We start from the raw sequence: 26,224 nt of genomic DNA, 5'->3' as shown, positions 1-26,224 counted from the left end.
CATTAGCGGTATTTTTTTATCTTTCAAGCGGTTTTTTATTTTCATCAAGGGTAAATCCTTCACCTAAGACATCATGAACATCCGTAACTGCAACGAAGGCGTGTGGATCTACAGAAGTAATAACTTGCTTTAAACGGAAAATTTCATTTTTACTAACAACGCAGTATAGCACGTTGGTATCTTGCTTAGAAAAAGAACCCTGTCCTTTTAAAATCGTCACGCCTCGATCCATTTCTTTCATAATTTTATCCGATATGGCTTCGTTATGATTCGAAATGATGGTTGCGCCTTTGGCCGCATACGCACCGTCTTGCATAAAGTCAATAACCCGTGCAGCGACAAAGACTGCAACAAGTGTGTACATAGCTTCTCGGTAGGATAAATAAATGAGAGACGCACTAATTACAATAAAGTCAAAAAGAAACATCGTTTTCCCCATATTCCACCCGATATATTTTTGAACAACACGGGCAATGATATCGACTCCTCCTGTTGTTCCTCCAAACCTGAAAATAATGCCAAGACCCACTCCAATAAAAACACCGGCAAAAAGAGCTGCTAGAGTCATATCATGGCGCAGGGGCATATTCACCGGAAAGCGCTGGAATATCCATAAAAATAGCGATAAGCTAACAACTCCGAGCATGGTATAAATAAATGCTGTTCTCCCTAATAGTTTCCACCCTACAAAAAACAAAGGAATATTTAACACTAAGTTAGAATAAGAGGGATCAATGTTAAATAAGAAAAATAAAAGCAGGGTAATGCCTGTGAATCCACCTTCAGCTAAATTGTTTTGCATGTTAAAATTAACAAGTCCAAACGCAAATATAGCAGAACCAAGCAGTATAAAAATAATATTTTTTAATCTGAGACCTTTCATACTTACAAACCTCCTATGACCGTTTTTGCACTACCTTATCATAAAGGAATATATTTCATTTCGTAAATAACTATCGAAAAGATTTTTGAAAATAGTAAAAAGTGATGATGTTTCTTCTAGTGCTATGTATTAGTAGTATCCTCAATTCGTAAAATATAGACAGATTTTTGAGAATTAAGGGAAACGTGAGGATTATTGTGAAAGAGCATCTGACAAAGGCGTGGTAAGAAGAAGTAATTACACTAAATAATTTGAAGTAAAGATGTTATAATAGTAAGCTGAGTGTACTTCTAAAAGAGGTGAAATAAAAAGATGTCAAAAAAAACGATGGAGCAAATGCAGCAAGAAGTTGATGCATATATTAGCCAATTTAAAGAAGGATATTTTAGTCCTCTTGCTATGCTTGCGAGAATGTCGGAAGAAGTGGGCGAATTATCGCGCGAAATTAACCACTATTATGGTGAAAAGCCTAAGAAAACGACTGAAGCAGAACGTACGGTCGAAGAAGAAATGGGCGACATTTTATTTGTATTAATTTGCTTTGCAAATTCATTAAATATTGATTTACAAGAAGCGCATGATCGCGTTATGAATAAATTTAATACGCGTGACAAAGATCGCTGGACGAAAAAAGAAGACTAAGGAGAGAAAAAGAATGGACAAAATTCGAATTGTACTTGCAGGACCAAGAGGTCGTATGGGAAAAGAAGCTGTATTATTAATAGAAGAAACAGAGCATTTTGAATTAGTAGCAGCGGTGGATCGTATCAATGAAGGAAAATACATAAGTGATATTGAAGGAATGCCAAATGTACAAGCGCCGATCTACACGGATATTGAAAAATGTTTTCAAGACGTTAAGGCAGATGTTTTAGTTGATTTGACAACACCTGAAATTGGACGCGTTCATACTAAAACAGCTTTAACATATGGAGTACGACCTGTTGTAGGAACAACTGGCTTTTCAGAAGAAGATTTAAAAGAATTAAAGCAGCTTGCTGAAGAGAAGGAACTTGGCTGTATTATTGCACCTAATTTTGCGATTGGCGCTATTTTAATGATGAAGTTTTCACAAATGGCAGCTAAATACTTTGATGATGTAGAAATCATTGAAATGCATCATGATCAAAAGTTAGATGCACCATCAGGAACAGGCTTAAAAACAGCGGAGCTGATCAGTGAAGTTCGTGAAGCAAAAAAACAGGGCCACCCTGAGGAAAAAGAATTACTAGAGGGCGCACGCGGTGCAGATTATGAAGGAATCCGCCTACATAGCGTACGTTTGCCAGGACTGATTGCTCACCAAGAAGTGATGTTCGGAGGATTTGGACAAACGTTAAAAATTCGTCATGATTCATACAACCGCGCTTCTTTTATGTCAGGTGTGAAGCTAGCTGTTGACACAGTTATGAACGTAGACACACTTGTATATGGGTTAGAAAATATTATTGACTAAGGAGCGAGAAAAATGAAAATCGCCTTAATTGCACATGATAAAAAGAAAAATGATATGGTACAATTCACAACAGCCTATCAAGCGATTTTACAGGAACATTCGCTGTTCGCAACAGGAACAACAGGAACGCGTATTTCAGAAGCAACAGGTTTGCAGGTTCACCGCTTTCAATCAGGACCGCTTGGAGGAGATCAGGAGATAGGAGCTTTAATTGCTCAAAATGAAATGGATATGGTTATTTTTTTCCGCGATCCGTTAACAGCTCAGCCTCATGAACCTGATATTTCAGCTCTGATGCGTCTATGTGACGTCTATGCGGTTCCTCTTGCAACGAATATGGGAACAGCAGAGATTTTAATTCATGGACTTGAACGAGGCGATTTGCATTGGCGTTCAATTATAAAAAAATAGGGTGAAGATAATGAAAGAAACAATAGATATCCTTGCCTTTGGTGCTCATGCCGATGATGTAGAAATCGGCATGGGTGGAACCATTGCAAGAATGAGTGAACAAGGTTTGAAGGTAGTTATTTGCGATTTGACGCAAGCTGAACTTTCTTCAAACGGAACGGTTGAAATTCGAAAACAAGAAGCGTCTAAAGCAGCTGAAGTCTTAGGTGTTCATGAGCGAATTCATCTGCATTTGCCAGACAGAGGTTTGTTTTTAAAGCCAGAATATATAGCTGAAATTGCATCAGTCATTCGCACGTATCAACCAAGGATTATATTTGCTCCTTATTTTGAAGATCGTCATCCTGATCATGGAAATTGTGCAAAGCTTGTAGAAGAGGCCATGTTTTCCGCTGGCGTTAAAAATTATATAGATGATAAGAAGCAAAAAGCTCATCGTGCGGAGTCTCTATATTTCTATATGATAAATGGATTTCATAAGCCAGATTTTATCGTAGATGTATCAAGCACGTTTCAAAAGAAAGTAGCTAGTCTAGAGGCTTATGAAAGTCAATTTATAAAAACAGCAGATACGTTTGATACGCCGCTCGTAAACGGATATATTGAAACGGTAGAGAGCAGAGAGCGGTTATTTGGCAAAGAAGTCGGGATAGCTTACGGTGAAGGTTTTTTATCTAAAAAACCGATTTTGATGTACGACGATTTAGTAGGTGGAAAATAAATGAAGTTAAAAATTGGTATTACATGTTATGCTTCCGTTGGAGGTTCAGGAGTGGTAGCAACGGAGCTAGGGAAGCTGCTGGCTGAAAAGGGGCACGAAATTCATTTTATTTCCTCTAGCATGCCTTTTAGATTGACGAAAGTATATCCAAATATTTATTTTCACGAAGTAGATGTAAATCAATACTCCGTCTTTAAATACCCTCCGTATGATCTCGCTTTATCCAGTAAAATGGCTGAAGTGGCTAAAAGAGAAAAGCTTGATATTATTCATACGCACTATGCAATCCCCCATGCCGTTTGCGGGATTTTAGCTAAACAAATGGTAGAGCACGAAGTGAAAATTGTGACGACTCTTCATGGAACAGATATTACGGTTCTAGGAGAGGATCCATCGTTAAAAGACTTAATTAAATTTGGAATTGAGAAATCAGATGCAGTGACGGCTGTATCTCAGTCACTTGTTGATCAAACTCACCATTTAATTAGTCCAGATAAAGAAATTGAAACGATGTATAATTTTATTGATGAACGAGTTTATCATAAAAAAGAAGTTCAGTATTTAAAAGCGGAGTATGGCATATTAGAAAATGAAAAAGTCGTTATTCATATTTCAAACTTTCGTCAAGTCAAACGAGTTACAGATATAGTCAAAACATTTGCTATTATTAATGAAAAGCTTCAGTCTAAGCTGCTGCTTGTAGGAGACGGCCCTGAAATGACGGTTGTGTCTCAATTGGTAAAAGAGCTAAATCTTCAAGATTCTGTGTTATTTCTTGGGAAACAAGAAAATGTAGCAGAATTATATTCGATTAGCGATTTAAAACTGTTATTATCTGAAAAAGAAAGCTTTGGGCTTGTACTTTTAGAAGCTATGGCTTGTGGTGTTCCATGCATCGGAACAAATATAGGCGGAATTCCCGAAGTAATTGAACACGAAAAAACAGGATATATTTGCGAAGTTGGAGACGTCGAAGAGGCAGCGAGCAAAGCAATTCAGCTACTTGAAAATGAACAGCTGCATCACCAAATGAGGGAAGCGTCTCTAAGCGCAGTTAATCATAAATTTCATTCAACAGAGATTGTGAGTCAATATGAAAAACTTTATTATAAATTGGTACAGGGTTGAAGAATGGAGGACGTTATGAAAGAACCGTTCATTCATCCGCTTTATATTATTGAAAAACTGGAGACAGCCGGTTACGAAGCGTATTTTGTTGGAGGAGCGGTCCGGGATCTCATTTTAAATCGGACGATTGGAGATATTGATATCGCTACGTCAGCTAGGCCGGAACAAGTGATGGAACTCTTTCCTAAGACGATTCATGTAGGAATCGAGCATGGTACGGTTGTCGTTGTTCATGAGAACGAGACCTATGAGGTGACCACTTTTCGCTCTGAGGGAGAATATGATGATTTTCGTCGTCCCTCGTCCGTTACGTTTATTTCGTCTCTGATAGAAGATTTGCAGCGTCGCGATTTTACAATTAATGCAATGGCTATGAATGCAAAAGGAGAAATTATTGATCCATTTAATGGAAGGGAAGATTTACGAAACCAGTTAATTCGTACTGTCGGAAATGCTAAAGAACGCTTTCATGAAGATGCTCTTCGTATGATGAGAGCCGTTCGCTTTGTCAGTCAGCTGGCGTTTTCGCTGTCTGATCAAACTAAAAGAGCCATTCAGCAATACGGTGAACTACTGAGGCATGTTTCTATTGAACGCATTACAGTTGAATTCGAAAAAATGCTGAGCGGAAAGCGGCCGTCTTTAGCATTAGCACTTGTAGCAGATACGGAGCTGTATCGCTACTTGCCCGAATTGAATGTAGATCCGCAAAAATTCCGATCTGTTTGTGCACACGATTGGATGATGCTTCAGCGAGTATCGGAGTCGTGGACACTTCTTGTACATCTGCTCGACATTCAAGACAAGCAGGCATTTTTTAAAAGCTGGAAATTATCTAATAAGCAAATTAAAGATATTCAGCTTCAGTCTATTGGTCTTCGGGACGTTTTGGAAAATGGATGGTCAAAACGCATCATGTATACAATTGGAGAGCAGGCCAGCGTGAGCGTGAATCGTATTTTACAACTTCTTCGAAGCAATGAGTATATGAATGAACATGAGCTTCTTTACATCTATAGCGAGCTGCCTATTCATTCTTTAAAAGATTTAGATATAAATGGTCAAGATCTTTTAGTATGGACAGGTAAAAAGGGTGGTCCATGGGTGTCTCAACTATTAAAAGAAATTGAGGAGAAAGTTCTATACAATGAGTTAATGAACACGAAATCTTCAATAAGAAAGTGGGTGCAGTCTTGCAGTCAGATATAAGAAGAACGCTGCTTGAAATGTTTACGAACGCAGATGGGGACTATGTGTCCGGCCAAAAGATCAGCGATTTATTAGGCTGTTCAAGAACAGCTGTATGGAAGCATATCGAAGAGCTGCGAAAAGACGGCTATGATCTTGAAGCTGTTCGTAAAAAAGGCTATCGCATTGTTGGGAAGCCGAACAAAGTAAGCAGCAACGAGCTTTTATTAGGGCTTCAAACAACAAAAATCGGCCAGTATATTCACTATGAGGAAAGCGTGCATTCTACTCAAAAAATTGCTCATCGAATTGCTCAAGAAGGAGCAAAAGAAGGAACGGTCGTAGTTGCTGAAGAGCAAACGGCAGGAAGAGGAAGACTTGATAGAGCGTGGTACTCCCCAAAATATACTGGTGCCTGGATGAGTATTATACTGCGTCCTTCTATCCCTCCGCAGCAGGCTCCTCAGCTGACTTTACTATCAGCAGTGGCTGTTGTACAGGCCATTCAAGAAGTGACGAACCTTTCTCCAGACATTAAATGGCCGAATGATGTTTTATTAAATGGGAAGAAGCTAGTTGGGATTTTAACGGAAATGCAGGCTGATTTTGACCGGATTCATTCGGTCATCATTGGAATCGGCATTAATGTGAATCAGCAGGAAACGGATTTTAATGAACAAATCAAACACATTGCCACATCTTTACGTATTGAAAAAGGTGAAGAAATTAATCGTGCCGCTTTGATGCAAGCGTTTTTCTTAAAGTTAGAAACCCTTTATGAAGAATACTTAAAAAATGGCTTTGGTTTAATTAAAGTTCTTTGGGAAACGTATGCAATCAGCATTGGAAAGCGAATTATAGCACGGACGATGACAGCCAACATTGAAGGCTTTGCAAAAGGTATAACAGATGAAGGCGTTTTATTGATTGAAGACGATGAAGGTGTTATACACCGAATTCATTCTGCAGATATTGAGCTCTCTGCTAAAAAATAGTAGAAAAATAAAGAAATTTTTATTATAATACGAGTATCAAGGTAGTATCGAAAGAACTTCACTTGATACTCGTTTGTTTATTTTTAATACGACAATAAATCTGCCTTGATCCATTAAGGACTAGGACAGAGGGATGACGCGTAGGTAAGCACATTAGGTAAAGTGTGCTTTTTATAGATGAAGTCTGTCAAAGTCCTTCTTCCTTTTATAGGTAGAAGGGCTTTTTTGTGTGCAGACGTGCGCTCATCTCCTCTGAGAAGGAGGAGAAAGTTAGTGAAAACAAAATTAGATTTTTTACGTATGAAACAAAACAATGAACCAATTGTGATGCTGACTGCGTACGATTATCCGTCAGCTAAGTACGCTGAAGAAGCAGGCGTAGACATGATTTTAGTAGGCGACTCTCTAGGAATGGTCGTTTTAGGATATGACTCTACGATTCCTGTAACGGTAGATGATATGATTCATCATACAAAAGCGGTTAAAAGAGGGGCTAGTGATACATTTATCGTCACCGACATGCCGTTTATGTCCTATCACGTGTCGAAAGAAGACACGATGAAAAATGCTGCTCGCATTATGCAGGAAAGCGGAGCTCATGCTTTAAAAGTAGAAGGTGCAAACGATGTTCTCTATACAATTTCAGAATTGACGCAAGCTGGTATTCCGGCTGTTGCACATCTCGGGTTAACACCTCAGTCTGTCGGTGTTCTGGGCGGTTATAAAGTGCAAGGGAAAGAAGCGAAAGAAGCCAAACAGCTAATCCAAGACGCAATCAAGTGTGAGCAGGCGGGAGCTATTGCTGTTGTATTAGAGTGTGTTCCTAAACAAGTAGCAAAACAAGTAGCTGAACGCTTAAGCATTCCAACAATCGGAATCGGAGCAGGAGCTGAGACGGATGGTCAAGTACTTGTATACCACGATGTATTAACGTACGGCGTAGAGCGTGTGCCCAAATTTGTTCAGTCATTTGCGAAAATAAATGAGCCTATTTTACAAGGGCTTTCTCAGTATGTAAGTGAAGTGAAAAAAAGAGAGTTTCCGAAAGAAGCACATACTTTTTCAATGAAAGAAGAGCAGTTAACGGCACTGTACGGAGGGAAATAAGATGAAAGTCATTACAACAATTAAAGACATGCAGCAGGAGATGAAAAAAGAAAAGCAGCTTGGACGTTCAATTGGATTTGTCCCGACGATGGGCTATTTGCATGAAGGCCATGCTACTCTGCTTGGAGCAGCTCGCACAGAAAATGAAGTAGTGGCGCTAAGTATTTTTGTGAACCCGACTCAATTTGGACCAAATGAAGATTTTGATACGTATCCAAGAGATTTTGAGCGCGATGAGCGCGTGGCAAAAGAAGCTAACGTCGACTATTTATTTTATCCTTCAGTAGAGGAAATGTATAAGTCAAGCCGTTCAGTTGCTATAACCGTGAGAGATCGTGTAGACGTATTGTGTGGACAGAAGCGCCCTGGTCATTTTGACGGAGTAGCCACGGTACTAACAAAGCTTTTTCACATTGTAACCCCAGATCGTGCATACTTTGGTAAAAAAGATGCGCAGCAAGTTGCTGTAGTAGATGGTTTAATTGAAGATTTTAATTTCCCGGTGGAGCTTAGAGCAGTAGATACGGTGAGAGAAGCAGATGGATTAGCTAAAAGTTCTCGTAACGTATATTTAACAGATAAAGAAAGAGAAGAGGCACCTGTTTTATTTAAGAGTTTACAAAGCGCTCTGCAGCTTCTTGAAGGCGGAGAGAAGCAAGTAGAAATGATTAAAGGGACCATTCGAAAAGAAATTGAGCAACATACGAGCGGTAAAGTGGATTATATCGAGGTTTATACGTATCCAGAGCTAAAACCAATTAAGAAAGCCGCTGGAAAAATCATTATCGCTTTAGCTGTTCAATTCTCTAAAGCTCGTTTAATTGATAATGTAATTGTAGACGTACAGGGGGATAACTAAATGTTTCGCACGATGATGAACGCTAAAATACACAGAGCTCATGTAACTGAAGCCAACTTAAATTATGTTGGCAGCATCACCATTGATGAAGATATTATCGACGCAGTAGGAATTGCAGCAAACGAAAAAGTCCAAATTGTAAACAATAATAACGGAGCTCGCTTGGAAACGTACGTGATTCCCGGCGAACGAGGGAGCGGCGTAGTTTGTTTAAATGGAGCTGCTGCAAGACTCGTGCAGCCTGGAGATATCGTCATCATTATCTCTTATGCGCTCGTAGCAAATGAAGAAGTAGCTCACCATCATCCAACCGTAGCGATTATGAATGAGCAGAATAAAATCCAACAATTGCTTAAACAAGAACCAGCTGGTACAATTCTATAAGAACAGTCCCCCTTTATGAGGGGGATTTTTATTTGAATACATACGCTAGTAAGTGAACGGTATAAACCTCTATACACACTAAAGTAAAACTTCTATGTATGAAAGCCTCTCTGTTTTTCACGAGAAGGAGTTGCGCTTTTAAAGCATATAGAGCAGGCTTTCACTTTATACTATAAAAAGACAGACTTGCGAGGTGTTGACCGTGAATAAACGCTTTGTTGTGGTAGATCTTGAAACGACGGGACATTCTCCAAAACAAGGAGATAAAATGATTCAATTTGCTGCTGTCATAGTAGAAGACGGCAAAATTGTTGAACGTTTTTCTAGTTTTTTAAATCCTGGTATGGATATTCCGCCTTTTATTACACAACTAACTAACATTCAAAATGATATGGTGAAAGATGCGCCTTTATTTGAAGAAATTTCACCTAAAATTATAGAATTGCTAGATGATGCTTATTTTGTTGCACATAATGTGGCATTTGATTTAACTTTTTTACAAGAAGAACTCTATCAGTGCGGGATGGAGACGCTTTATAATTCAACCGTGGATACCGTCGAACTGGCCCGGATTCTGCTGCCTACAGTTGATGGGTACAAACTTAGTCAATTAGCTGAGTATTTACATATTGAACATGAAAACCCTCATCAAGCAGATAGTGATGCAGAAGTAACGGCACGTATTTTACTTTTACTAATTGAAAAATTAAAGAAGCTCTCTTTAACAACCTTGAAGCAGCTATACGCGCTAAGCTTACACTTTAAAAGTGAAATTGGAGAACTGATTCAACAAGTTATAGATGATAAAAGTTATGCCGAGGATGATTCTTATGAATTTATACACGGCATTGCGCTAAACAAATATCAGCCGCATTCAGCTAATGAAAAGCAGCACTCTCATACTTACGAAATATTTGAAACTGAAAAGCAAAAGCTGTTCCATCAGGCTCTGCCATTGTTTGAAGAACGAAAAGGGCAGTGGGAGATGATGAACTTTGTACAAGAGTGCTTTGCAGGCAACGAGCATGCTTTAATTGAAGCGGGGACCGGTATTGGTAAAACCTACGCTTATTTAGTTCCTGCCGTGTTTTATGCTTCTGTTCATCACCACCCAGTCATTATCTCAACTAACACGGTAACGCTTCAGCAGCAAATCGTCGAAAAAGATGTGCCCATTTTAGAAAAGATTGTTCCGTTTCCTGTCACAGCAGCTGTTTTAAAAGGAAGAGAACATTACATTAGTATAAGAAAATTCATTCAGCTCTTAAAAGAACGAAATAATAATTACGATGCGATCCTCACAAAAGCGAAGCTGCTTATTTGGCTGACCGAAACGGAAACGGGCGACAGCGATGAAATAAACCTGCCTTCTGGGGGTAAACTTTTTTGGGAACAGCTAAATGAAAGCAATCCGTCTCCAAGTGACTTTAAGCATCCTTGGAAGCTTTATTCTTTTTATGAACGAGCGCAGAACAGAGCGCAAAATGCCCATATAGTAGTGACAAATCATCGCTTACTGTTGATGGATGTGATGAGTAATCATGAGCTGCTACCTGATTATGAACAAATTATTATTGACGAGGCTCATCACTTAGAAGACATTGCCGGAGAAGAACTGGGAGAGCGCTTAGATTATTTTGCGGTTCATGCGCTATTAAACCGAATCGGAACCATTCAAGACAAAGGGCTGTTAAAAAAAGTTCATCATACGCTTGTAAAATATAGCATCGATCTTAACACTGAATTTCTTCAAAATCTGTTTGTGCAGCTTCATTCTGAGTGTGATGACTTATTTCGTTTAATTCATTCTTTTGTTCAAAAAAGAATCGGCAATCAGCAGGGCGAGATTGGAAGAAGCAGCTATCGGTACAAAGTGGAAAAAGAGCATGGGCATTACTGGACGGCTATTCAAGAAGCAGCGTCGCGCATTCGTTTTTTAATTCACGATCTTTTTACATGGAATGATGGGGCAAGACATTCCTTTGACGATCTATATGACAAAGTCACAAAAAATGAACAGTCGTCTCTTCATGAATTTCAAACGGCTGTTAAAGGATTTGAGCATATATCTCAGCAAATAGAAAAGCTTTTGTTCAAACAGCAGAGCAATTACGTAACGTGGTTTGAAATTGAGCCAAAAGGAGCAGCAAATGCTACGTATATCTATAGTCAGCCTACTTCCATTGCCGATACGCTGGCTGATGAATTTTTCGCTAAGAAACAAAGCGTTATTTTAACATCGGCTACATTGACGGTGAATGGAACATTTGATTATTTAATTCAAGAGCTAGGGTTATATGACTTTCAGCCTGCTCAACTCATTCTTCCTTCCGAGTTTGATTACGAGAAGCAAGCTAGAGTCTATATTCCTCAGGATATGCCTGCTGTTAACGAAGTATCATTATATGAGTATAGCGCTATGATGGCAGAAAGTATTCTTGACGTAGCCAAAGTAACAAATGGCCGTATGCTGGTGCTTTTTACTTCATATGACATGTTGAAAGCTACATATGGTTATTTGAAAGAGTTAAACGATCTTGAAGAGTTTGTCCTGCTTGGTCAAGGAGTCACAACTAGAAATCGCAATAGACTGTTAAAAGACTTCAGTCAATTTGAGCATTCCATTCTTTTGGGTACAAACAGTCTGTGGGAAGGAATTGATTTGCCAGGAGATTTATTATCATGTCTCGTAATAGTCAGACTTCCTTTTTCATCTCCAAATCAACCTCTGTTGACAGCTAAATTTGAGCAGATGAAAAAAGAAGGGAAAAGTCCCTTTATGAATTATTCACTTCCTCAAGCCGTTATCCGTTTTAAACAAGGATTTGGACGGTTGATTCGTTCAAAAAGTGACCGGGGAGCTATATTTATTTTTGATAATCGTATTACGCGAACAGCATATGGATACCATTTCCTTCACTCGCTTCCAAAAGTCCAGGTTGTTCAAAAAACGTTTTCAAATATCTTACTGGACTACAAAGAATGGTGGAATGAAAAGACTTGAGCATAGCTTAAGTCTTTTTTTATGCATACTGTTTCTTCACTTGAGAGACGATAGTAATATACTATGATAAGCAAATGAGGACAGTGTATGATTAAAATATTGCTAAGTGCTGTACTGTTTTTTAGTTTTATGACCTGTTCGGTTTCAGCAGCCGTCATTAAAAACGTAGATTTTGGTTTGCAAGCTGATGAAGTAGTGATCACCTTTCTGCCTCTTTCAGATGGAGAAGCAAGTCTGATTCAAGATGGAAGCGGTGAGGCGATTTTAGTAAATACCGGGAGTGCATCTTCCTATCCGGAGCTAAACAAGTGGCTGCAGCGATATAAAGTAAAAAAAATCAACCAATTAATAATTACGAAACAGCAAAAGTACTATGATTCAAATGTTCAGCGAGCTGTGAAGGATTATCATATAAAGCGTATTATTGTGCCGGCTCAGTACCAGGCGGAATTTCAAACAGAGAAGTGGAAAGAAAATGATTTATTTCAGTTAACGGATAATATACACGTTGATGTCTTGCATGCATCGAAGCAAAAAACAGCGGCTATGGATCTATTATTCACGATTGGAGAGCACCGAGTTCTATATGCCATGAGCGGCTCAGATGAAGTAGAGGAAAAGTTTTTACGCATTCCCCTTACTCATGTAGATATATTGAAAATTCCTAATTTTGGAGAGGGAACGTTTTTTTCGAATACATTTTTGAAGCAATTAGATATACAGCTTGCCGTTGCGTTTACGAAACCAGGGCGTTCCTATTCCCCTCGACTGCTTTCAAATTTAACAGCTGAATGGATTGAATTATATGACGTAAGAGAGGGGAGCGCTTACTCTATTAAAATGTCGCTAAAATCCTATGATGTGATGAAATTTTCTGCAAAATAAACAAATTTCCTTTTGCAAAAAGAGGTAAATTCCTTATAATATTATATATGTTTACTTATTTATTCGGTTTTTACGCAAAACGTACGGGCTGGATTGATGAGTGAAAAAGATGACGATGGTTTTTGATACCTGTTATAATACGGATATCGTCATTTTTGCGTCGTGATAGACGAGCTAGGAGGTTTACAATGGAAAGCAGGATTGAAGTATTATCAACTGTCCGCGTGGAAAATTCCTCGGATTTATATAAAATTGTTGATAGTTTGAATCGCACGTTGAAAAAGCAAGATTTGATGTTCGGATTAGCGTTAGATGAAGAAGATCAAAGCAAAGCTGTATTTACAATTTATCGTACATAAGTAGGGATTTTATGAAAAAGTTAATTATTGTAGCGGTAGCTGCTGTGCTTTTAATTATCGGAGGCATTTCTTTTAGCATTTATCACTCGTCTGTGAAGGATGTTCAGTCTGCTGAGGAAAAAGCAGCATCTCAAGCAAAAAAAGAATTTAATTTGAAATCTGTCACAAGCACCCAGCCATATTTCGGCAATCATGCATTTTATGTAGTAGAAGGTACAAACCGAAGCAATCAAAAGGTAATTGCTTGGATGCCTAAAAGCAAAAAACAAACAGCTGTTTTAAAGAAAGCAAGCAGCGGGATCACAAAAGAGAAAGCCATTTCCATTGTGAAAAATGATAAAAATCCGCAGGAAATTAAGTCGGTGCGCCTAGGCATTGAAAATAAAAAGCCGCTGTGGGAAGTAACATATGTGGATAAAGATAAGAAACATTTAACATACTATTATCTTGATTTCTCTAGCGGTGAATTTATAAAACGATACAGCTTATCTCAATCATAAATCGTTTATACCATATGAAATGTCATATGTGTCATAATATAAGATTTCAGCGCTTTATGAAAATGAAGCCAATTTTTTATCTATAATCAGCCTGCGGGCTGATTATAGCTTTAGTTCATAGGGGGAGATTTTAGTGAAGTTAGCAAAACGTGTATCAGCATTAACGCCATCATCAACATTAGCGATTACAGCAAAAGCGAAAGAATTGAAAGCGGCTGGTCATGATGTGATTGGACTTGGAGCAGGGGAACCTGATTTTAATACGCCGCAGCACATTTTAGAAGCGGCTGTTACAGCAATGAATGATGGTCAGACAAAATATACGCCAGCAGGCGGTCTTGCACCATTAAAAGAAGCGGTAATTGAAAAATTCAAACGCGATCAAGGCCTGACGTATTCACCTTCTGAAATTATTGTTTGTACAGGTGCTAAGCACGCACTGTATACGTTATTTCAAGTTCTGTTAGACGAAGGTGACGAAGTAATTATCCCAACTCCTTACTGGGTAAGTTATCCTGAGCAAGTAAAGTTAGCAGAAGGTACACCAGTATTCGTTGAAGGTTCTGAAAATAACGAATTTAAAATCACACCTGAACAATTAGAAGCGGCTATTACTGCTAAAACTAAAGCTGTTATTATCAATTCACCAAGCAACCCAACGGGTATGATTTACACAAGAGAAGAGCTTCAAGCTTTAGGAGAAGTTTGCTTGAAGCACGATATTTTTATCGTATCAGATGAAATTTATGAAAAGCTTGTGTATGGTCAAAATGAACATGTATCGATTGCACAGCTTTCACCAGCGTTAAAAGAAAAAACAATTATCATTAACGGTGTTTCTAAGTCACATTCCATGACGGGCTGGCGCATTGGATATGCAGCTGGTGATGCTACAGTTATTAAAGCGATGACAAACCTAGCGAGTCACAGCACGTCAAATCCAACATCTATTGCTCAATATGCAACAATCGCTGCTTATAACGGCACTCAGGAGCCGGTGGAAATGATGCGACAAGCTTTTGAAGAGCGTCTAAACGTAATTCATGAAAAGCTGATTAACATTCCAGGGTTCTCATGCTTAAAACCACAGGGTGCTTTCTACTTATTCCCTAATGCAATTGAAGCTGCAAAGTTAACTGGCTTTGATACAGTTGATGCATGGGTAGAAGCTATTTTAGAAGAAGAGAAGGTAGCGCTAGTGCCTGGATCAGGATTCGGTTCACCTGAAAACGTACGTCTTTCTTATGCTACATCACTAGATCTGCTAGAAAAGGCATTGGAACGAATTCAATCATTCATGACTCGTCATATGAAATAAAAAAGATTATATTTAAAAACAAAAGAGCCTTTTAGCACAAATCACACGTGTTAGAAGGCTCTTTTTGTTTGTTACTTGTTATTATGTTTGTCGAAATGTATAATAGGATGGCATACATAATTACGAAATGTAAGTTTTTTGGAGGGATATTAATCGTGAAAATTACGATTTCAGAAGCAAACAAGCATGTAGGAAAAGAAGTAACAATTGGTGCTTGGTTAGCGAATAAACGTTCAAGTGGTAAAATTGCCTTTTTACAGCTGCGCGATGGATCAGGATTCATGCAAGGGGTAGTTGTAAAAGCTGAAGTAGAAGAAGAAACTTTTAAATTAGCTAAATCTATGACGCAAGAATCATCACTATATGTAACAGGTGTGGTACGCGAAGATGAGCGCTCACCGTTTGGCTATGAGTTAACAGTTACAAGCCTTGAAGTTATTCATGAAGCTGTTGATTACCCAATTACGCCAAAAGAACATGGAACAGAGTTCTTAATGGATAACCGTCATTTATGGCTGCGTTCTAAACGTCAACATGCTGTTATGAAGGTTCGTAACGAAATCATTCGTGCAACGTATGAATTCTTTAACGAAAACGGGTTTACAAAAGTAGATCCTCCAATCCTAACAGGAAGTGCTCCTGAAGGAACAACAGAATTATTCCACACGAAATATTTTGACGAAGATGCATATCTTTCTCAAAGTGGACAGCTTTATATGGAAGCAGCGGCAATGGCGCTTGGAAAAGTATTTTCATTCGGTCCAACGTTCCGCGCTGAAAAATCTAAAACACGCCGTCATTTAATTGAGTTTTGGATGATTGAACCAGAGATGGCTTTCTACCAATTCGAAGATAACTTGAAAGTACAGGAAGAGTATGTGTCTCATGTCGTACAGTCTGTTTTAACAAACTGTAAGTTAGAGTTAAATGTACTAGGCCGTGATACATCTAAGTTAGAACAAATTAAAGCGCCATTCCCTCGTATTTCGTACGATGAGGCTCTTAAATTCTTACATGAAAAAGGATTTACAGACATTCAGTGGGGAGATGACTTTGGAGCACCGCATGAAACGGCTATCGCAGAAAGCTATGACAAGCCGGTATTCATTACACACTATCCAACGTCATTAAAACCATTTTATATGCAGCCAGATCCAACAAATGAAGACGTAGTATTATGTGCAGACTTAATCGCACCAGAAGGCTACGGAGAAATCATTGGAGGCTCTGAACGTATTCATGATCAAGAGCTTTTAGCTCAGCGTGTAGAAGAGCACAAATTAGATACAGAAACATACAAGTGGTATTTAGAGCTTCGTAAGTATGGCTCAGTTCCACATTCAGGATTTGGTTTAGGCCTTGAGCGTACAGTAGCATGGATTAGCGGCGTAGAACACGTTCGTGAAACGATTCCATTCCCACGCTTATTAAACCGTTTATACCCGTAAGGAAGTGAAAAAGTATTCTGACTCCTGTAGTCAGGATACTTTTTTAGCTTTTTTTTATGAATCATAAAAAGAAAAGAAAAACGAGGTTTTTACTTATATCACAAGGAAACAACGGCAAACATAGAAGAGAGTCTAACTTAAAAGGGAGTTGCAATTCTCGAAAAAATAAGTTAGTGTAATATTCTTGGAAGGAAGTCATCGTTCGTATATATTTTATATGTGCAGAGCAATGGTACGGTTTCAGCGGAAAGTTTTACATAGAAGCTTTTTTAGCTTCGAATAATTGTTACTTTGACTATAAACTTCATGATATACTAACTACTGAGGTGTTCGGATATGAAAAAAGAAACGTTAATTGAATGGTTTGAACAAGGCACAGTTTCAATTCCGAAGCTGCTGTTTAATCACTATAGCGATTTGGGAATGAACGAAACGGAATTCATGACGTTAATGCATATTTATGTTTCCATTGAAGGCGGTGAAGGTTTCCCGACACCTAACGAATTGGCGGCAAAAATGAGTATTTCAAGTGCTGTGTGTATGGATACGCTGCGAGCATTAATTCAGCGCGGCTTTTTATCTATTGAGCAAGATCAACAGCAAAACGCCCTTATTTGTGAACGTTATTCATTAAAACCGCTTTGGGAAAAGCTTATTCATCATATGATGCAAGAAACAAGAGAAGTAGAAAAAAGCGAAGAAGAACAAGAAGAGCTTAATTTATATACAATGTTTGAAAAAGAGTTTGGCAGAGCATTGTCTCCGTTTGAATGCGAAACGCTAGCGATGTGGATTGATCAAGATCATCATGACCCCATTATTATTAAAGCGGCACTAAGAGAGTCGGTGATGTCTGGAAAATTAAACTTCCGGTATATTGATCGTATTTTATTCGAATGGAAGAAAAATGGCATTCAGACCATTGATCAAGCCCGCAAGCATAGCCAAAAATTTCGTCAAAATCAACAGCCCAAAAAACTATCTTCTGTTAACCCTTCTCAGTCTACATCAGCCATTCCTTTTTTTAACTGGCTAGAGCAATGACAGGATAAAAAGCTGCTTCAAGATCCAAGTAATTGAATCTTGAAGCAGCTTTTTTAAAAGAGTATGGACAAAAGTAGCATTTGACAGGAATCCTATTGTAAAATAGGAGGGAACTACCTGTAAGAAGAAGGAGAACTAGTATGTTAACGTTAAAACAAATCAGACAGTGCCTAGATGCTATGGCAGAAATGTTTCCTGACGCCCACTGTGAGTTGAATCATCGGAATCCCTTTGATTTAGTCATTGCCGTGGCGCTATCTGCTCAGTGCACAGATGCTTTAGTCAACCGCGTAACAGCGGATTTATTCAAGAAATATCAAACGCCTGAAGACTATTTAGCCGTTTCGTTAGAAGAGCTGCAGCAAGATATTAGATCAATCGGCTTATATAGAAATAAAGCTAAAAACATTCAAAAGCTCTGCCGTATGCTCATTGATGAATACGGAGGAGAAGTTCCGAAAGATCGTGATGAGCTGACCAATCTTCCGGGAGTAGGGCGTAAGACGGCTAATGTTGTTGTATCCGTAGCTTTTGGAGTACCGTCAATAGCCGTAGACACGCATGTAGAACGTGTAAGTAAACGCCTTGGGATTTGCAGGTGGAAAGATTCAGTTTTAGAAGTAGAAAAAACGCTGATGAGAAAAATTCCGAAAGATGAATGGTCCGTTACGCATCATCGACTTATCTTTTTTGGACGCTATCACTGTAAAGCACAGTCTCCTCAATGTCATGTCTGCCCGCTTCTTGATCTTTGCCGAGAAGGAAAGAAACGAATGAAAGGAAAAGAGAAGAAGACAGATGTTACCGATTGAAGTGCCGTCACATTTCATATGCGAACCATTTTATTCAAAAGAAGATCGGGTTCTTGAAACAGATAAAAAAAATGGAAGAAATTATTTTGCTTATGATATTTTATACGATGTACATAAAGAAACGAAAACACCTTGGAGGGATGTTCAAAAGAACATACGGCCATTTTTTGAAAAGTGGGAAACTCAAAGGGAAGAACTGCATACGCTTTTTTCTCAGCGAAAAGCAAAAGAAGCAGCGCCTTGTATGAAACAAGCTGCTGCTATGTATATTAGTTTACTGTTTTGGATTAATGGACAGCCCGTTCGGCGTTTAAATCGGCTGCAAGAAGACATAGCGGACCTAACCTATAAGCCTATTAACTGTGCTGAGAGACTTCTATTTTTGCTGCAGCGAGTTTCTTCTTATCAAGCGTATATTCAGCTGACAGAATTATTTAATGAGCTGCGTAAGCAGTATGCAAAAATGCTTATTCTTCACAAGAAATAAAGCCCCTACACGTGTAGGGGCTTTTTACTGCTGCGTTAATTTTCAGTTGTTGGCTCTTGCTGCGGTGTAGCAGGTGTTGACGGCGTCGATGGTGTAGCAGGAGTTTGTGGTGTTTGACTTCCTGAGTCACTTCCACCGTTGTCTGCTGGAGGAGGAGTTGTGCCTCCGTTATTATTGTTGTTGTTGCCGCTATTACCATCGTTAGCATTGCCGCTATCGTTATTGTTATTATCGGTATTTCCGCTATTGTTACCGCCGCTATTGCTGCCATTATTGCTGTTTTGGTTATCATCCGGCTGAGTAGATGAATCGTCACCTTGATCAGAGCCGTTGTTTTGATCAGTGTTGCTATTGTCTTCATTTTGATTATCGTCCGTTGTTCCGTCATCTTCAGGCTTAGTAGAATTATCTTCGGTAGCTTGATCTGATGAATCAGGAACTTTTACAGAAGAACTAGCGCTTTGGCCCGTATTTGTTGTTACGGTGAAACTATACGTTGCGCCTGGTGCTGGATTGGAAATTGTTTTTCCACCGGCTCCTGCGCCAGATGCGAGTTGTTCAGAACCGTTAGGAGAAGACATTGTGACTGTAAAGGTCGTATCACTGGCTGCGTTTGACGCTGACCAGTTAACTGAAATTGCTCCTCCGCTATACGAAGCAGTAATTTTTGGCTTCACATCTTTATTGTCTTTTTTCTCTTTTTTGTCCTCTTTTTTATCTTCTTTCTTTTCTTCTTTTTCTTTCTTCACAAACGTTTGAGATACTTTTGTCGGTGCAGTACCGCGCACAAAGTATTCTTTTGTAATTAAGCTAGAAGGAGTAGAGCCGCTTGGGCGTTTTAAGTCTTTGCCCGTTGGTTTTTCCACGGAACGTTCAACTACGCTGTCCGGCTGCTTGAAACTTCCTTTAGGTTTGCCTTCAGAAATATGAGTAATAACATGCTTAAAGATATTTTTTGCCATGCCTGTTTCATTAGGACTTAAAATATAGCCGTCTTTAGCAGTTTCATAGCCTGTCCATACGGAAATCGTATAGTTTGGCGTAAATCCATTAAACCACACGTCTTTTTCACCAGCGTCTGGAATGTTGTATCGTTTTTTCTCGTCAGCACTAAAGTTCGAAGTTCCTGTTTTACCCGCAATTTCTAATCCTGGTGTACGAACAGCACGAGCTGTACCATAGGATTCGTTTACAACAGATTTCATCATGTCCGTCATCATAAACGCCGTGTAATCTTGCATTGCGCGTTTTGGTTTTGGCGTTAAATCAATTTCTGTTCCATCAGGGAATTTTACCTTTGTCACTGTATGCGGTGCATTGTACATACCTTCATTTGCAAAAGCACTATAGGCTCCAGCCATTTGCAGAGGTGTAACACCTGTACGGAAGCCTCCGATAGAATAAGATTCAGAATAAGCTTCGCCGTCTTCTTCATCTAATTTTAGCCCAAGGCCCGTAGCGAACTCTTTTGCTTTGTCCGCACCGGTTGCTTGAAACGCTTTTAAAGCAGGGATGTTCAGTGAGCGTCCTAAAGCTTCACGCGCTGAAACCCACCCTTTATAGTTGCGTCCAAAATTTCGGATTGGCGTGCCGTTTGAATAATGATATTCTTCATCTTTTATCGGTTGTCCAGTAGACCACTTTAAGTTCTCAATCGCTGGACCGTAATCTAAGATCGGCTTAATTGTTGAGCCGGGCTGGCGTCTCATATTTGTTGCAAAGTTCAAGCCGCCTGACACACGGTTACGTCCGCCTCCAATTGCTTGAATACCGCCTGTTTCATTATCTACAACGACAAGACCTGCTTGGAATTTATCGTTCGGGAAGTTGACTACTTTGTTATTCATCACATCATCCACATAGTCCTGAGCATTCGTGTCAAGCGTTGTATAAATTTCTAAGCCCGCAGAAAATGGATCCGCGTCTGTTTTCTTTTTTACTTCCTCGATTACTTGATCAATAAATACATCGTACTTAGATGTTGATTCAGTTTGTTTAGCTAAGTGAGCCTGTACATCTACTTGTTTTGCTTTGTCGGCCTCGGCTTGTGTAATGAAGCCGTTTTTAGCCATTAAGTTTAATACTGTGTTACGGCGTTTAGTAGCATTCTCTGGGTTTGTAACTGGGTTATAAGTAGTTGGCGCTTTTGGTAAGCCTGCCAACATAGCAGCTTCATCAAGAGTTAAATCTTTTACGCTTTTAACTCCGTAAAATTTCTCAGCTGCTCGTTCAATACCGTATACTTCACCTGATGCGAAATATATTTTGTTTAAATACATTTCAAGAATTTGTTGCTTCGAATATTTGCGCTCAAGCTGGTAAGCTAACCACATTTCTTGTACTTTACGTTTAACCGTCTTCTTTGGTGATAAGAACGAATTCTTAACCACTTGCTGAGTAATCGTACTACCGCCCTCAGCACCGAAGCCGTCTTTAAAGTTCGCCATTAATGCTCCACCAATACGGTAAAAGTCGACGCCGTGATGTTTATAAAAACGAACGTCTTCCGTAGCGATAAATGCATTTTTGACGACTTGAGGGATTTCATCGTATTGCACATATGTACGTTTTTGAGCTCCAATTTCTTTTACAACTGTTTTTCCATCGTTTGCATATACTTTAGATGAAAAAGAGTTTTTTAATACCGAGTCATCAACTTTTGGAGCATCGCTTATCATAGCAAAAAAAGTTCCCACTCCGGCAATGAGCCCGATGATTCCTATCAGTAAAACTGCGGCAACAATTTTACGAAATAGGCCTCCTTTTTTCTTCTTTTTCGGTTTTCCTTGAGATTTACCTTCTGGTTTGTTGTCATTCATAGCTCTTCGTCGTTCTTCACGAGAGCGATAATTATCTGACATAAAAACTCCTACCTTTCAACGCATTGTAAGAGAATGATTTCCGTAAACATATATATCATACTCTTAAAAGTATAATTTATCTATAGTTTTTATGTAATCGATTCTCGGATGGTAACCAAGTTCGATGAAATGTCCTTTTTTTTCAATATCTGCCTTAGGGATTGATTTTCGTCCATCTTTTTTCATGGCATCCCAATAAGGAAAAAGGAACTGTGCTTCGAACAAGTATATTTCTTGTAAAGTAGAGAACATTAATATAACGAAACAAACCCCGTTTTGTTTCACAATTTGCTTCATATGTTCAATTTGATGTTCATGAAAATTACGCAGAGGAAATGAGGTTTTATTTCTCGTTTCTTTTGCTTCAAAGTCAAGGTGTTTTCCTTTATAGATTCCATTATAGTCTGTAGTAGAAGCCTGCTTAAAATAAGCTTCTTTGATAACAGCGGCACTTCTCTTCGGATAGTCTACTTTTACAATTTGAACAGGGGTTGGTTTTTTGTGAACAATGGCTATTCCTTTTGAAACATAGTATTCGTTTGTTTCGTTTAAATCGTCCTCCAGCGTCATACCACGATTGCTATAGCTAGCTTCTAGCTTTTTAGGGGAAGGACTGCTGGTATTCAATGGCTTATAGGCCTTTCCGTTAGGATAGCGAATCATAACCATCACTCCTTTAGTGTAAATCTATTAAACAAACAAATTCTATTATACCAAATCCTACAAATAAAAATAGATGAAAGAAGATGAAGAGATGTCACTCAATAGTTCGGAACAAGCGCTGTTGACGGCGATTAATAAAACAACAGACAAGCTGAATATTGATAATATATCAAGAACCCAAGCTTATGCAACTTTTTATCATAGATATCCTGAAGTAAAGTGGGCATTTCTCGCAAGTATGGTATCGCGCAACGCAGGGTGGAATATGTGTGATTTGCAAGGAGAACCAATGAAAAAAGCGTTATCAAAGCAAACGCGCGATTTATTATTTTTGACGTATGAAAGAGCAAATTGGCTTATTTTTAAAGATGCCTTCCCGCAATTACTATTGTATGCTGTTTCGCGTAAAAAACATGTCTCTTACGTTCATTTACTTCCCTATTTAAATGTTTCATCTTTTATCGAAGAAAAGTGGAGGCAATTTATGCAGAAACCTTCTGAACTGCAGCTTATTCATGCGTTAATTGTAAATGAGCAGCACGTTATTCAAAAGCCCGTTATTGAACAGCCTTTTTATCAAGATAGAGTATTTAAAAGTATGCTGTTTTTTTTTCAAGATATATTCCACTTTAGTTCCGTCCTTTTTCCTACTACAAAAGGGGAGCTATACGGTTGTTCTGTTCATGATTTTACAAAAGTAAATAATCGGATTGATTTGGGGAAGAAATTAGCGGCTTTATTATTTCATGAAAAGTATTATCCCTTGTTTTATGAATTTTCTTTGAAAACAAAGCATACGGGTTCGAGATACGATTATGAGCAGTATTTTGTGGATGAAACCAGTTGCTGTACACCTGCACTTCGAAAGGTGTATCCGGCTATTAGACATCATGAAAAAAAGAGAGAAGAGTGGTTTTTAACAAAAAAACAGGAACAAAAGCTCATGAAAAAGCCGCCTTTTCCAAAGAAAGTTCATTTTACAAAGTGGTATCTTCAAAAGCAAAAGCAGCTGCATATATTAATGAAAGTAGCGCAAGTAGTTAATGTAAATAAAAACGGTCACAAGTGACCGTTTTGTTCTTAAGTAGAAGGCTGGTTAGGACCGTTTAACTTTTTAGGATCACCGTAGGTTTTTGTTTCAGGCTTATTTTTAGGCTGTGATTTTTGCTGTTTGTTGGCCATATCTAGGCACCTCCTATCATGTTGTAATGAACGTTCAGCAGCAGAATGTATCCACTTAGCTGAAATGTCTATACTAGTGTTTTCAATATGTTCTCTTTCGATTCACCATAAATGAAAATGTCGAAAACATCTTTCTTTGACGAATAGAAACTAGTTTTGTCATGTGTGAAGGGACAATGAATAAAAAAGAGAATACGTTATGCAAAGGAAAATTTGGAGGGATGGCGATGAAACAAAGTATGGTTAAAACAAGCGAAATGATGACTTTATTAGATAGCTTACTAGAGCAAGTAGATCTAGTGGATAAAACGATGTCTACATCTATAAATGAAGCATTTACACATTGTGAAGAAACATATATGGAACAAGTTCATCGCATTGACCAATCGCTGCAAGAAATTGAAGTAACTGTGTATGAAAGCATGCCTTCCGAAACAGAATGGAGTAGAAGACGAAGAGAAATGGTTCTTCATACAGTATAAAGATTGTTTATGTTACAATAGTCATCGTAGAGGTGACGAATAACGATGAATGAAGATGTGAAAAAAAGTACGGAGATCATGTTTCAATATAATGAAGTAGCTGTAGAACGATTAGCGTCTATTCAACAGGAAGAAAATTATGAAGTGAAATTTTTTGAAGAAGTAAAGCCTTATGGAGACATTTTCTTCAAAGAACTTGATGAATGGGCTAGTCTCGTAACGGAATGGCTGAAGAAAGAGCGACCAAAATATATTCATGTTAATCAAGTAGAGACGTTAAAAGAAAATTTACAAAACGTTGTACTACAGTCATTTTATCCCGAGACGCGAGAAAAGCGATTTAAAAAGATGTATCACTCAAATAAGTATGTGCTCGAGTCGATATTGAATAATTAATCCCGGCCTTCCGTTGAGACTTATAAGGTGGGGATTTTCTATGTATGCCTAAAGAGAAAACTCTTTAGGCATTTTATCATGATCAATAAAAAGTTAATCAAAATCTTTTTGTGATTGGATAGAAACAGCTGGGTGATCTTGTGAAGCAACTGTATCGATATGATAATCAACTTTTTCGGTATGTTTAGAAGCAACGGCGTTATTTGTTTTATTTACTGCACTTTGTCCTTGTTTTTTATGATCAAAATGTTTTCCACGACTCATGAAATAAACCTCCTTTATTGAATACTACGTTAAAGCCTTTATAGTATAAACAAGTCAAAAAAGAAGTATGTGTCCACTTTATAGGAAACAAAGAAACCACCGATTTCTCAGTGGTAGTAAAAAAATTAATCATCTTGTGCACTAAAATCAGGCTTAGTAGCTCCAATTTGTTCGAGTTCACGTACAGCGGCTTTGTAATTCATAGGAGTTAAAAAACCTTTTAAATACTGCTGCTGAGCAAAATCGAGTAATTCATTACTTGACTGCGGCTCATATTGTTTCACCGCAATAAAAGCTTCTTGAAGTTCGTTCACATACATGTAAATTCCCTCCTAATCCCCATTTGTGCCACTACGTATAGGTAGTATCACTTGTTCTTATCGTACCATATATTTAAATAATCTCGTTTTTTTGAAAAATTTAAACTTTCGACAGAAACCTACATATTTTTGAATGCGTTCTCCAAAAGTACAAGTAGACGAACGTCACCTCTTATTTCTGCATACATACTATATATTATGTAATATTAAAAAGGAGGTATTGATTTTGCATGTATACAAGTAAGCACTATCCGTATTATGAGCAACATCAACCAGAACGTTTTGATTTAAGTCAGGTACATCCATTTCCACAGTATCACCAGCAGCCATGGACGGAAGCTTATATGCCGCAACATCCGTACGCTCAGCAACAAATGCCTTTTGGCCCTCAGCAAATTCCCTATATGAACGGAATGTACCAGCAGCCCATGTACAACAATGCAGGTGCGCCTTTTAATCCATATCCTAAAGGTCAGCAGCAAAAGCCTCAGCCATCTCAATTTCAGTCATTAATGTCTCAGTTTAAATCGAGTGATGGCAATTACGATATGAACAAAATGATGAATACTGCGGGACAGATGATGGGAGCCATGAACCAATTAACATCCTTAGTAAAAGGGTTTTCCGGGATTTTCAAAGTATAAGGACTAGAAGTTGTTTTCTAGTCCCAGCTTATTATTTTTTCTGTTGATTTTTCAAATAGTTTTCTCCAAGAAGTGCAAATACTTCATTGTAAGTTAGTCCAGACTGCGCATTTAAACGTTTGATTTCTTCGACATCTGTAGTTGATGAAGTTAAAATTCGATGCTTGTTTTTTTTCATAAAAGCTCTCCTTTTCTATGTAAAATGAATAACGCTCCATCTTAGTATATTTCCAAATGTGCACCTTCTATAAGTGGAAAAAAACGCCGAAGACATTCGTAGTTCTTCGGCGTTTTTTTGCAATAAAGATGAGTGTTTAGAGAAATTAAGAGCGGCGAGTAGAACGGTGAGAGCGGCGAGTAGAACGACGAGAGCGGCGAGTAGAACGGCGAGAGCGGCGAGTAGAACGACGAGAGCGGCGAGTA

At 38.5% G+C, this 26,224-nt stretch carries 30 protein-coding genes; 23 read left to right on the top strand and 7 right to left on the bottom strand.

The annotated features are described in order from the left end of the window. Positions 1-16 precede the first annotated feature (16 nt). Positions 17-883 (bottom strand): YitT family protein, encoded by an 867-nt coding sequence (locus ACRPLQ_RS12430; protein WP_028414090.1) that lies wholly within the window; start codon positions 881-883, stop codon positions 17-19. A gap of 312 nt (positions 884-1,195) precedes the next feature. On the opposite strand from ACRPLQ_RS12430, the gene ACRPLQ_RS12425 reads away from it, so the two are divergent. The 19 genes from ACRPLQ_RS12425 to ACRPLQ_RS12335 all read left to right on the top strand — a co-directional run bounded on the left by ACRPLQ_RS12425 (position 1,196) and on the right by ACRPLQ_RS12335 (position 18,989). After that, a complete protein-coding gene (locus ACRPLQ_RS12425) occupies positions 1,196-1,525 on the top strand; it encodes a nucleotide pyrophosphohydrolase (RefSeq protein ID WP_013056090.1) in 330 nt (109 codons plus the stop codon). Positions 1,526-1,538: 13 nt separating this feature from the next. Further along, positions 1,539-2,339 (top strand): 4-hydroxy-tetrahydrodipicolinate reductase, encoded by an 801-nt coding sequence (gene dapB, locus ACRPLQ_RS12420; protein WP_013056091.1) that lies wholly within the window; start codon positions 1,539-1,541, stop codon positions 2,337-2,339. Between the two features lie 12 nt (positions 2,340-2,351). Then, positions 2,352-2,750: a methylglyoxal synthase gene (mgsA, locus tag ACRPLQ_RS12415; protein ID WP_033578417.1), complete on the top strand. Its 399-nt coding sequence runs from the start codon at positions 2,352-2,354 to the stop codon at positions 2,748-2,750. A 10-nt stretch (positions 2,751-2,760) separates the two neighbouring features. Further along, a complete protein-coding gene (bshB1, locus tag ACRPLQ_RS12410; protein ID WP_028414088.1) occupies positions 2,761-3,471 on the top strand; it encodes a bacillithiol biosynthesis deacetylase BshB1 in 711 nt (236 codons plus the stop codon). Beyond that, on the top strand, positions 3,472-4,599 hold the full coding sequence (bshA, locus tag ACRPLQ_RS12405) for an N-acetyl-alpha-D-glucosaminyl L-malate synthase BshA (protein WP_028414087.1): 1,128 nt from the start codon (positions 3,472-3,474) through the stop codon (positions 4,597-4,599). 15 nt (positions 4,600-4,614) lie between these two features. Next, positions 4,615-5,808: a CCA tRNA nucleotidyltransferase gene (locus tag ACRPLQ_RS12400; RefSeq protein WP_033578418.1), complete on the top strand. Its 1,194-nt coding sequence runs from the start codon at positions 4,615-4,617 to the stop codon at positions 5,806-5,808. Next, the gene (locus ACRPLQ_RS12395; protein ID WP_243494355.1) at positions 5,793-6,782 is read left to right on the top strand and encodes a biotin--[acetyl-CoA-carboxylase] ligase; all 990 of its coding nucleotides are present in this window, start codon (positions 5,793-5,795) and stop codon (positions 6,780-6,782) included. The genes ACRPLQ_RS12400 and ACRPLQ_RS12395 overlap by 16 nt, the downstream gene beginning before the upstream one ends. Positions 6,783-7,055: 273 nt before the next feature. Further along, positions 7,056-7,889 carry a 3-methyl-2-oxobutanoate hydroxymethyltransferase gene (gene panB, locus ACRPLQ_RS12390; protein WP_154973266.1) on the top strand — a complete coding sequence of 278 codons (834 nt, stop codon included), beginning with the start codon at positions 7,056-7,058 and terminating at the stop codon, positions 7,887-7,889. Position 7,890: 1 nt separating this feature from the next. Further along, a complete protein-coding gene (gene panC, locus ACRPLQ_RS12385) occupies positions 7,891-8,748 on the top strand; it encodes a pantoate--beta-alanine ligase (protein WP_165635684.1) in 858 nt (285 codons plus the stop codon). Continuing rightward, on the top strand, positions 8,749-9,132 hold the full coding sequence (gene panD / locus ACRPLQ_RS12380; protein WP_028407965.1) for an aspartate 1-decarboxylase: 384 nt from the start codon (positions 8,749-8,751) through the stop codon (positions 9,130-9,132). 202 nt (positions 9,133-9,334) lie between these two features. Then, positions 9,335-12,136, top strand: coding sequence for an ATP-dependent DNA helicase DinG (dinG, locus tag ACRPLQ_RS12375; protein WP_432236033.1), 2,802 nt, complete (start codon positions 9,335-9,337; stop codon positions 12,134-12,136). Positions 12,137-12,223: 87 nt separating this feature from the next. Then, a complete protein-coding gene (locus tag ACRPLQ_RS12370) occupies positions 12,224-13,021 on the top strand; it encodes a hydrolase (RefSeq protein WP_432236032.1) in 798 nt (265 codons plus the stop codon). Positions 13,022-13,209: 188 nt separating this feature from the next. After that, on the top strand, positions 13,210-13,380 hold the full coding sequence (locus ACRPLQ_RS12365; RefSeq protein ID WP_013056102.1) for a YpmA family protein: 171 nt from the start codon (positions 13,210-13,212) through the stop codon (positions 13,378-13,380). A gap of 11 nt (positions 13,381-13,391) precedes the next feature. Beyond that, positions 13,392-13,880, top strand: coding sequence for a DUF5590 domain-containing protein (locus ACRPLQ_RS12360; protein WP_013056103.1), 489 nt, complete (start codon positions 13,392-13,394; stop codon positions 13,878-13,880). Positions 13,881-14,013: 133 nt separating this feature from the next. Beyond that, positions 14,014-15,198 (top strand): pyridoxal phosphate-dependent aminotransferase, encoded by a 1,185-nt coding sequence (locus ACRPLQ_RS12355; RefSeq protein ID WP_013082327.1) that lies wholly within the window; start codon positions 14,014-14,016, stop codon positions 15,196-15,198. 155 nt (positions 15,199-15,353) lie between these two features. Continuing rightward, positions 15,354-16,646: an asparagine--tRNA ligase gene (asnS, locus tag ACRPLQ_RS12350; protein WP_033578423.1), complete on the top strand. Its 1,293-nt coding sequence runs from the start codon at positions 15,354-15,356 to the stop codon at positions 16,644-16,646. Between the two features lie 336 nt (positions 16,647-16,982). Then, entirely contained in the window at positions 16,983-17,690 is a 708-nt protein-coding gene (locus ACRPLQ_RS12345) for a DnaD domain-containing protein (RefSeq protein WP_016763459.1), read from the top strand. Between the two features lie 140 nt (positions 17,691-17,830). Further along, entirely contained in the window at positions 17,831-18,502 is a 672-nt protein-coding gene (gene nth, locus ACRPLQ_RS12340; RefSeq protein ID WP_028414079.1) for an endonuclease III, read from the top strand. Further along, the gene (locus ACRPLQ_RS12335) at positions 18,489-18,989 is read left to right on the top strand and encodes a YpoC family protein (RefSeq protein WP_033578425.1); all 501 of its coding nucleotides are present in this window, start codon (positions 18,489-18,491) and stop codon (positions 18,987-18,989) included. The genes nth and ACRPLQ_RS12335 overlap by 14 nt, the downstream gene beginning before the upstream one ends. Before the next feature lie 35 nt (positions 18,990-19,024). On the opposite strand, the gene ACRPLQ_RS12330 is transcribed toward ACRPLQ_RS12335, so the two are convergent. Both ACRPLQ_RS12330 and recU read right to left on the bottom strand, forming a co-directional pair. Then, on the bottom strand, positions 19,025-21,850 hold the full coding sequence (locus ACRPLQ_RS12330; RefSeq protein ID WP_367032780.1) for a PBP1A family penicillin-binding protein: 2,826 nt from the start codon (positions 21,848-21,850) through the stop codon (positions 19,025-19,027). Positions 21,851-21,913: 63 nt separating this feature from the next. Beyond that, the gene (gene recU, locus ACRPLQ_RS12325; protein WP_034266860.1) at positions 21,914-22,513 is read right to left on the bottom strand and encodes a Holliday junction resolvase RecU; all 600 of its coding nucleotides are present in this window, start codon (positions 22,511-22,513) and stop codon (positions 21,914-21,916) included. Positions 22,514-22,586: 73 nt separating this feature from the next. Between recU and ACRPLQ_RS12320 the strand changes: the two genes are divergently transcribed. After that, positions 22,587-23,582, top strand: coding sequence for a DUF2515 family protein (locus ACRPLQ_RS12320; protein ID WP_034266862.1), 996 nt, complete (start codon positions 22,587-22,589; stop codon positions 23,580-23,582). Positions 23,583-23,593: 11 nt separating this feature from the next. Here ACRPLQ_RS12320 and ACRPLQ_RS12315 read toward each other — a convergent pair whose 3' ends face one another. Beyond that, positions 23,594-23,695 (bottom strand): hypothetical protein, encoded by a 102-nt coding sequence (locus ACRPLQ_RS12315; RefSeq protein WP_016763465.1) that lies wholly within the window; start codon positions 23,693-23,695, stop codon positions 23,594-23,596. Positions 23,696-23,922: 227 nt separating this feature from the next. Here ACRPLQ_RS12315 and ACRPLQ_RS12310 point away from each other — a divergent pair, with 227 nt between their 5' ends. Then, positions 23,923-24,177 (top strand): hypothetical protein, encoded by a 255-nt coding sequence (locus ACRPLQ_RS12310; protein WP_034266868.1) that lies wholly within the window; start codon positions 23,923-23,925, stop codon positions 24,175-24,177. Between the two features lie 45 nt (positions 24,178-24,222). After that, the gene (locus ACRPLQ_RS12305; protein ID WP_013056113.1) at positions 24,223-24,573 is read left to right on the top strand and encodes a YppE family protein; all 351 of its coding nucleotides are present in this window, start codon (positions 24,223-24,225) and stop codon (positions 24,571-24,573) included. A 93-nt stretch (positions 24,574-24,666) separates the two neighbouring features. Here ACRPLQ_RS12305 and ACRPLQ_RS12300 read toward each other — a convergent pair whose 3' ends face one another. Continuing rightward, positions 24,667-24,837 carry a hypothetical protein gene (locus ACRPLQ_RS12300; protein WP_165573332.1) on the bottom strand — a complete coding sequence of 57 codons (171 nt, stop codon included), beginning with the start codon at positions 24,835-24,837 and terminating at the stop codon, positions 24,667-24,669. A 125-nt stretch (positions 24,838-24,962) separates the two neighbouring features. Beyond that, positions 24,963-25,157, bottom strand: a complete 195-nt coding sequence (locus ACRPLQ_RS12295; RefSeq protein WP_013056115.1) for a YppF family protein — start codon at positions 25,155-25,157, stop codon at positions 24,963-24,965. Positions 25,158-25,387: 230 nt separating this feature from the next. On the opposite strand from ACRPLQ_RS12295, the gene ACRPLQ_RS12290 reads away from it, so the two are divergent. After that, the gene (locus ACRPLQ_RS12290) at positions 25,388-25,801 is read left to right on the top strand and encodes a YppG family protein (RefSeq protein WP_028414073.1); all 414 of its coding nucleotides are present in this window, start codon (positions 25,388-25,390) and stop codon (positions 25,799-25,801) included. A gap of 31 nt (positions 25,802-25,832) precedes the next feature. Here ACRPLQ_RS12290 and ACRPLQ_RS12285 read toward each other — a convergent pair whose 3' ends face one another. Then, complete coding sequence (locus tag ACRPLQ_RS12285; protein WP_165635688.1) at positions 25,833-25,979, bottom strand: hypothetical protein; 147 nt, start codon at positions 25,977-25,979, stop codon at positions 25,833-25,835. Between the last annotated feature and the right edge of the window lie 245 nt (positions 25,980-26,224).

The sequence above is a fragment of the Priestia sp. TRN 1309 genome, from assembly GCF_050846875.1.
In the GTDB taxonomy this organism is placed as follows: Bacteria; Bacillota; Bacilli; order Bacillales; family Bacillaceae_H; genus Priestia; species Priestia zanthoxyli.
This window is presented reverse-complemented; position numbering and strand designations above follow the sequence as displayed.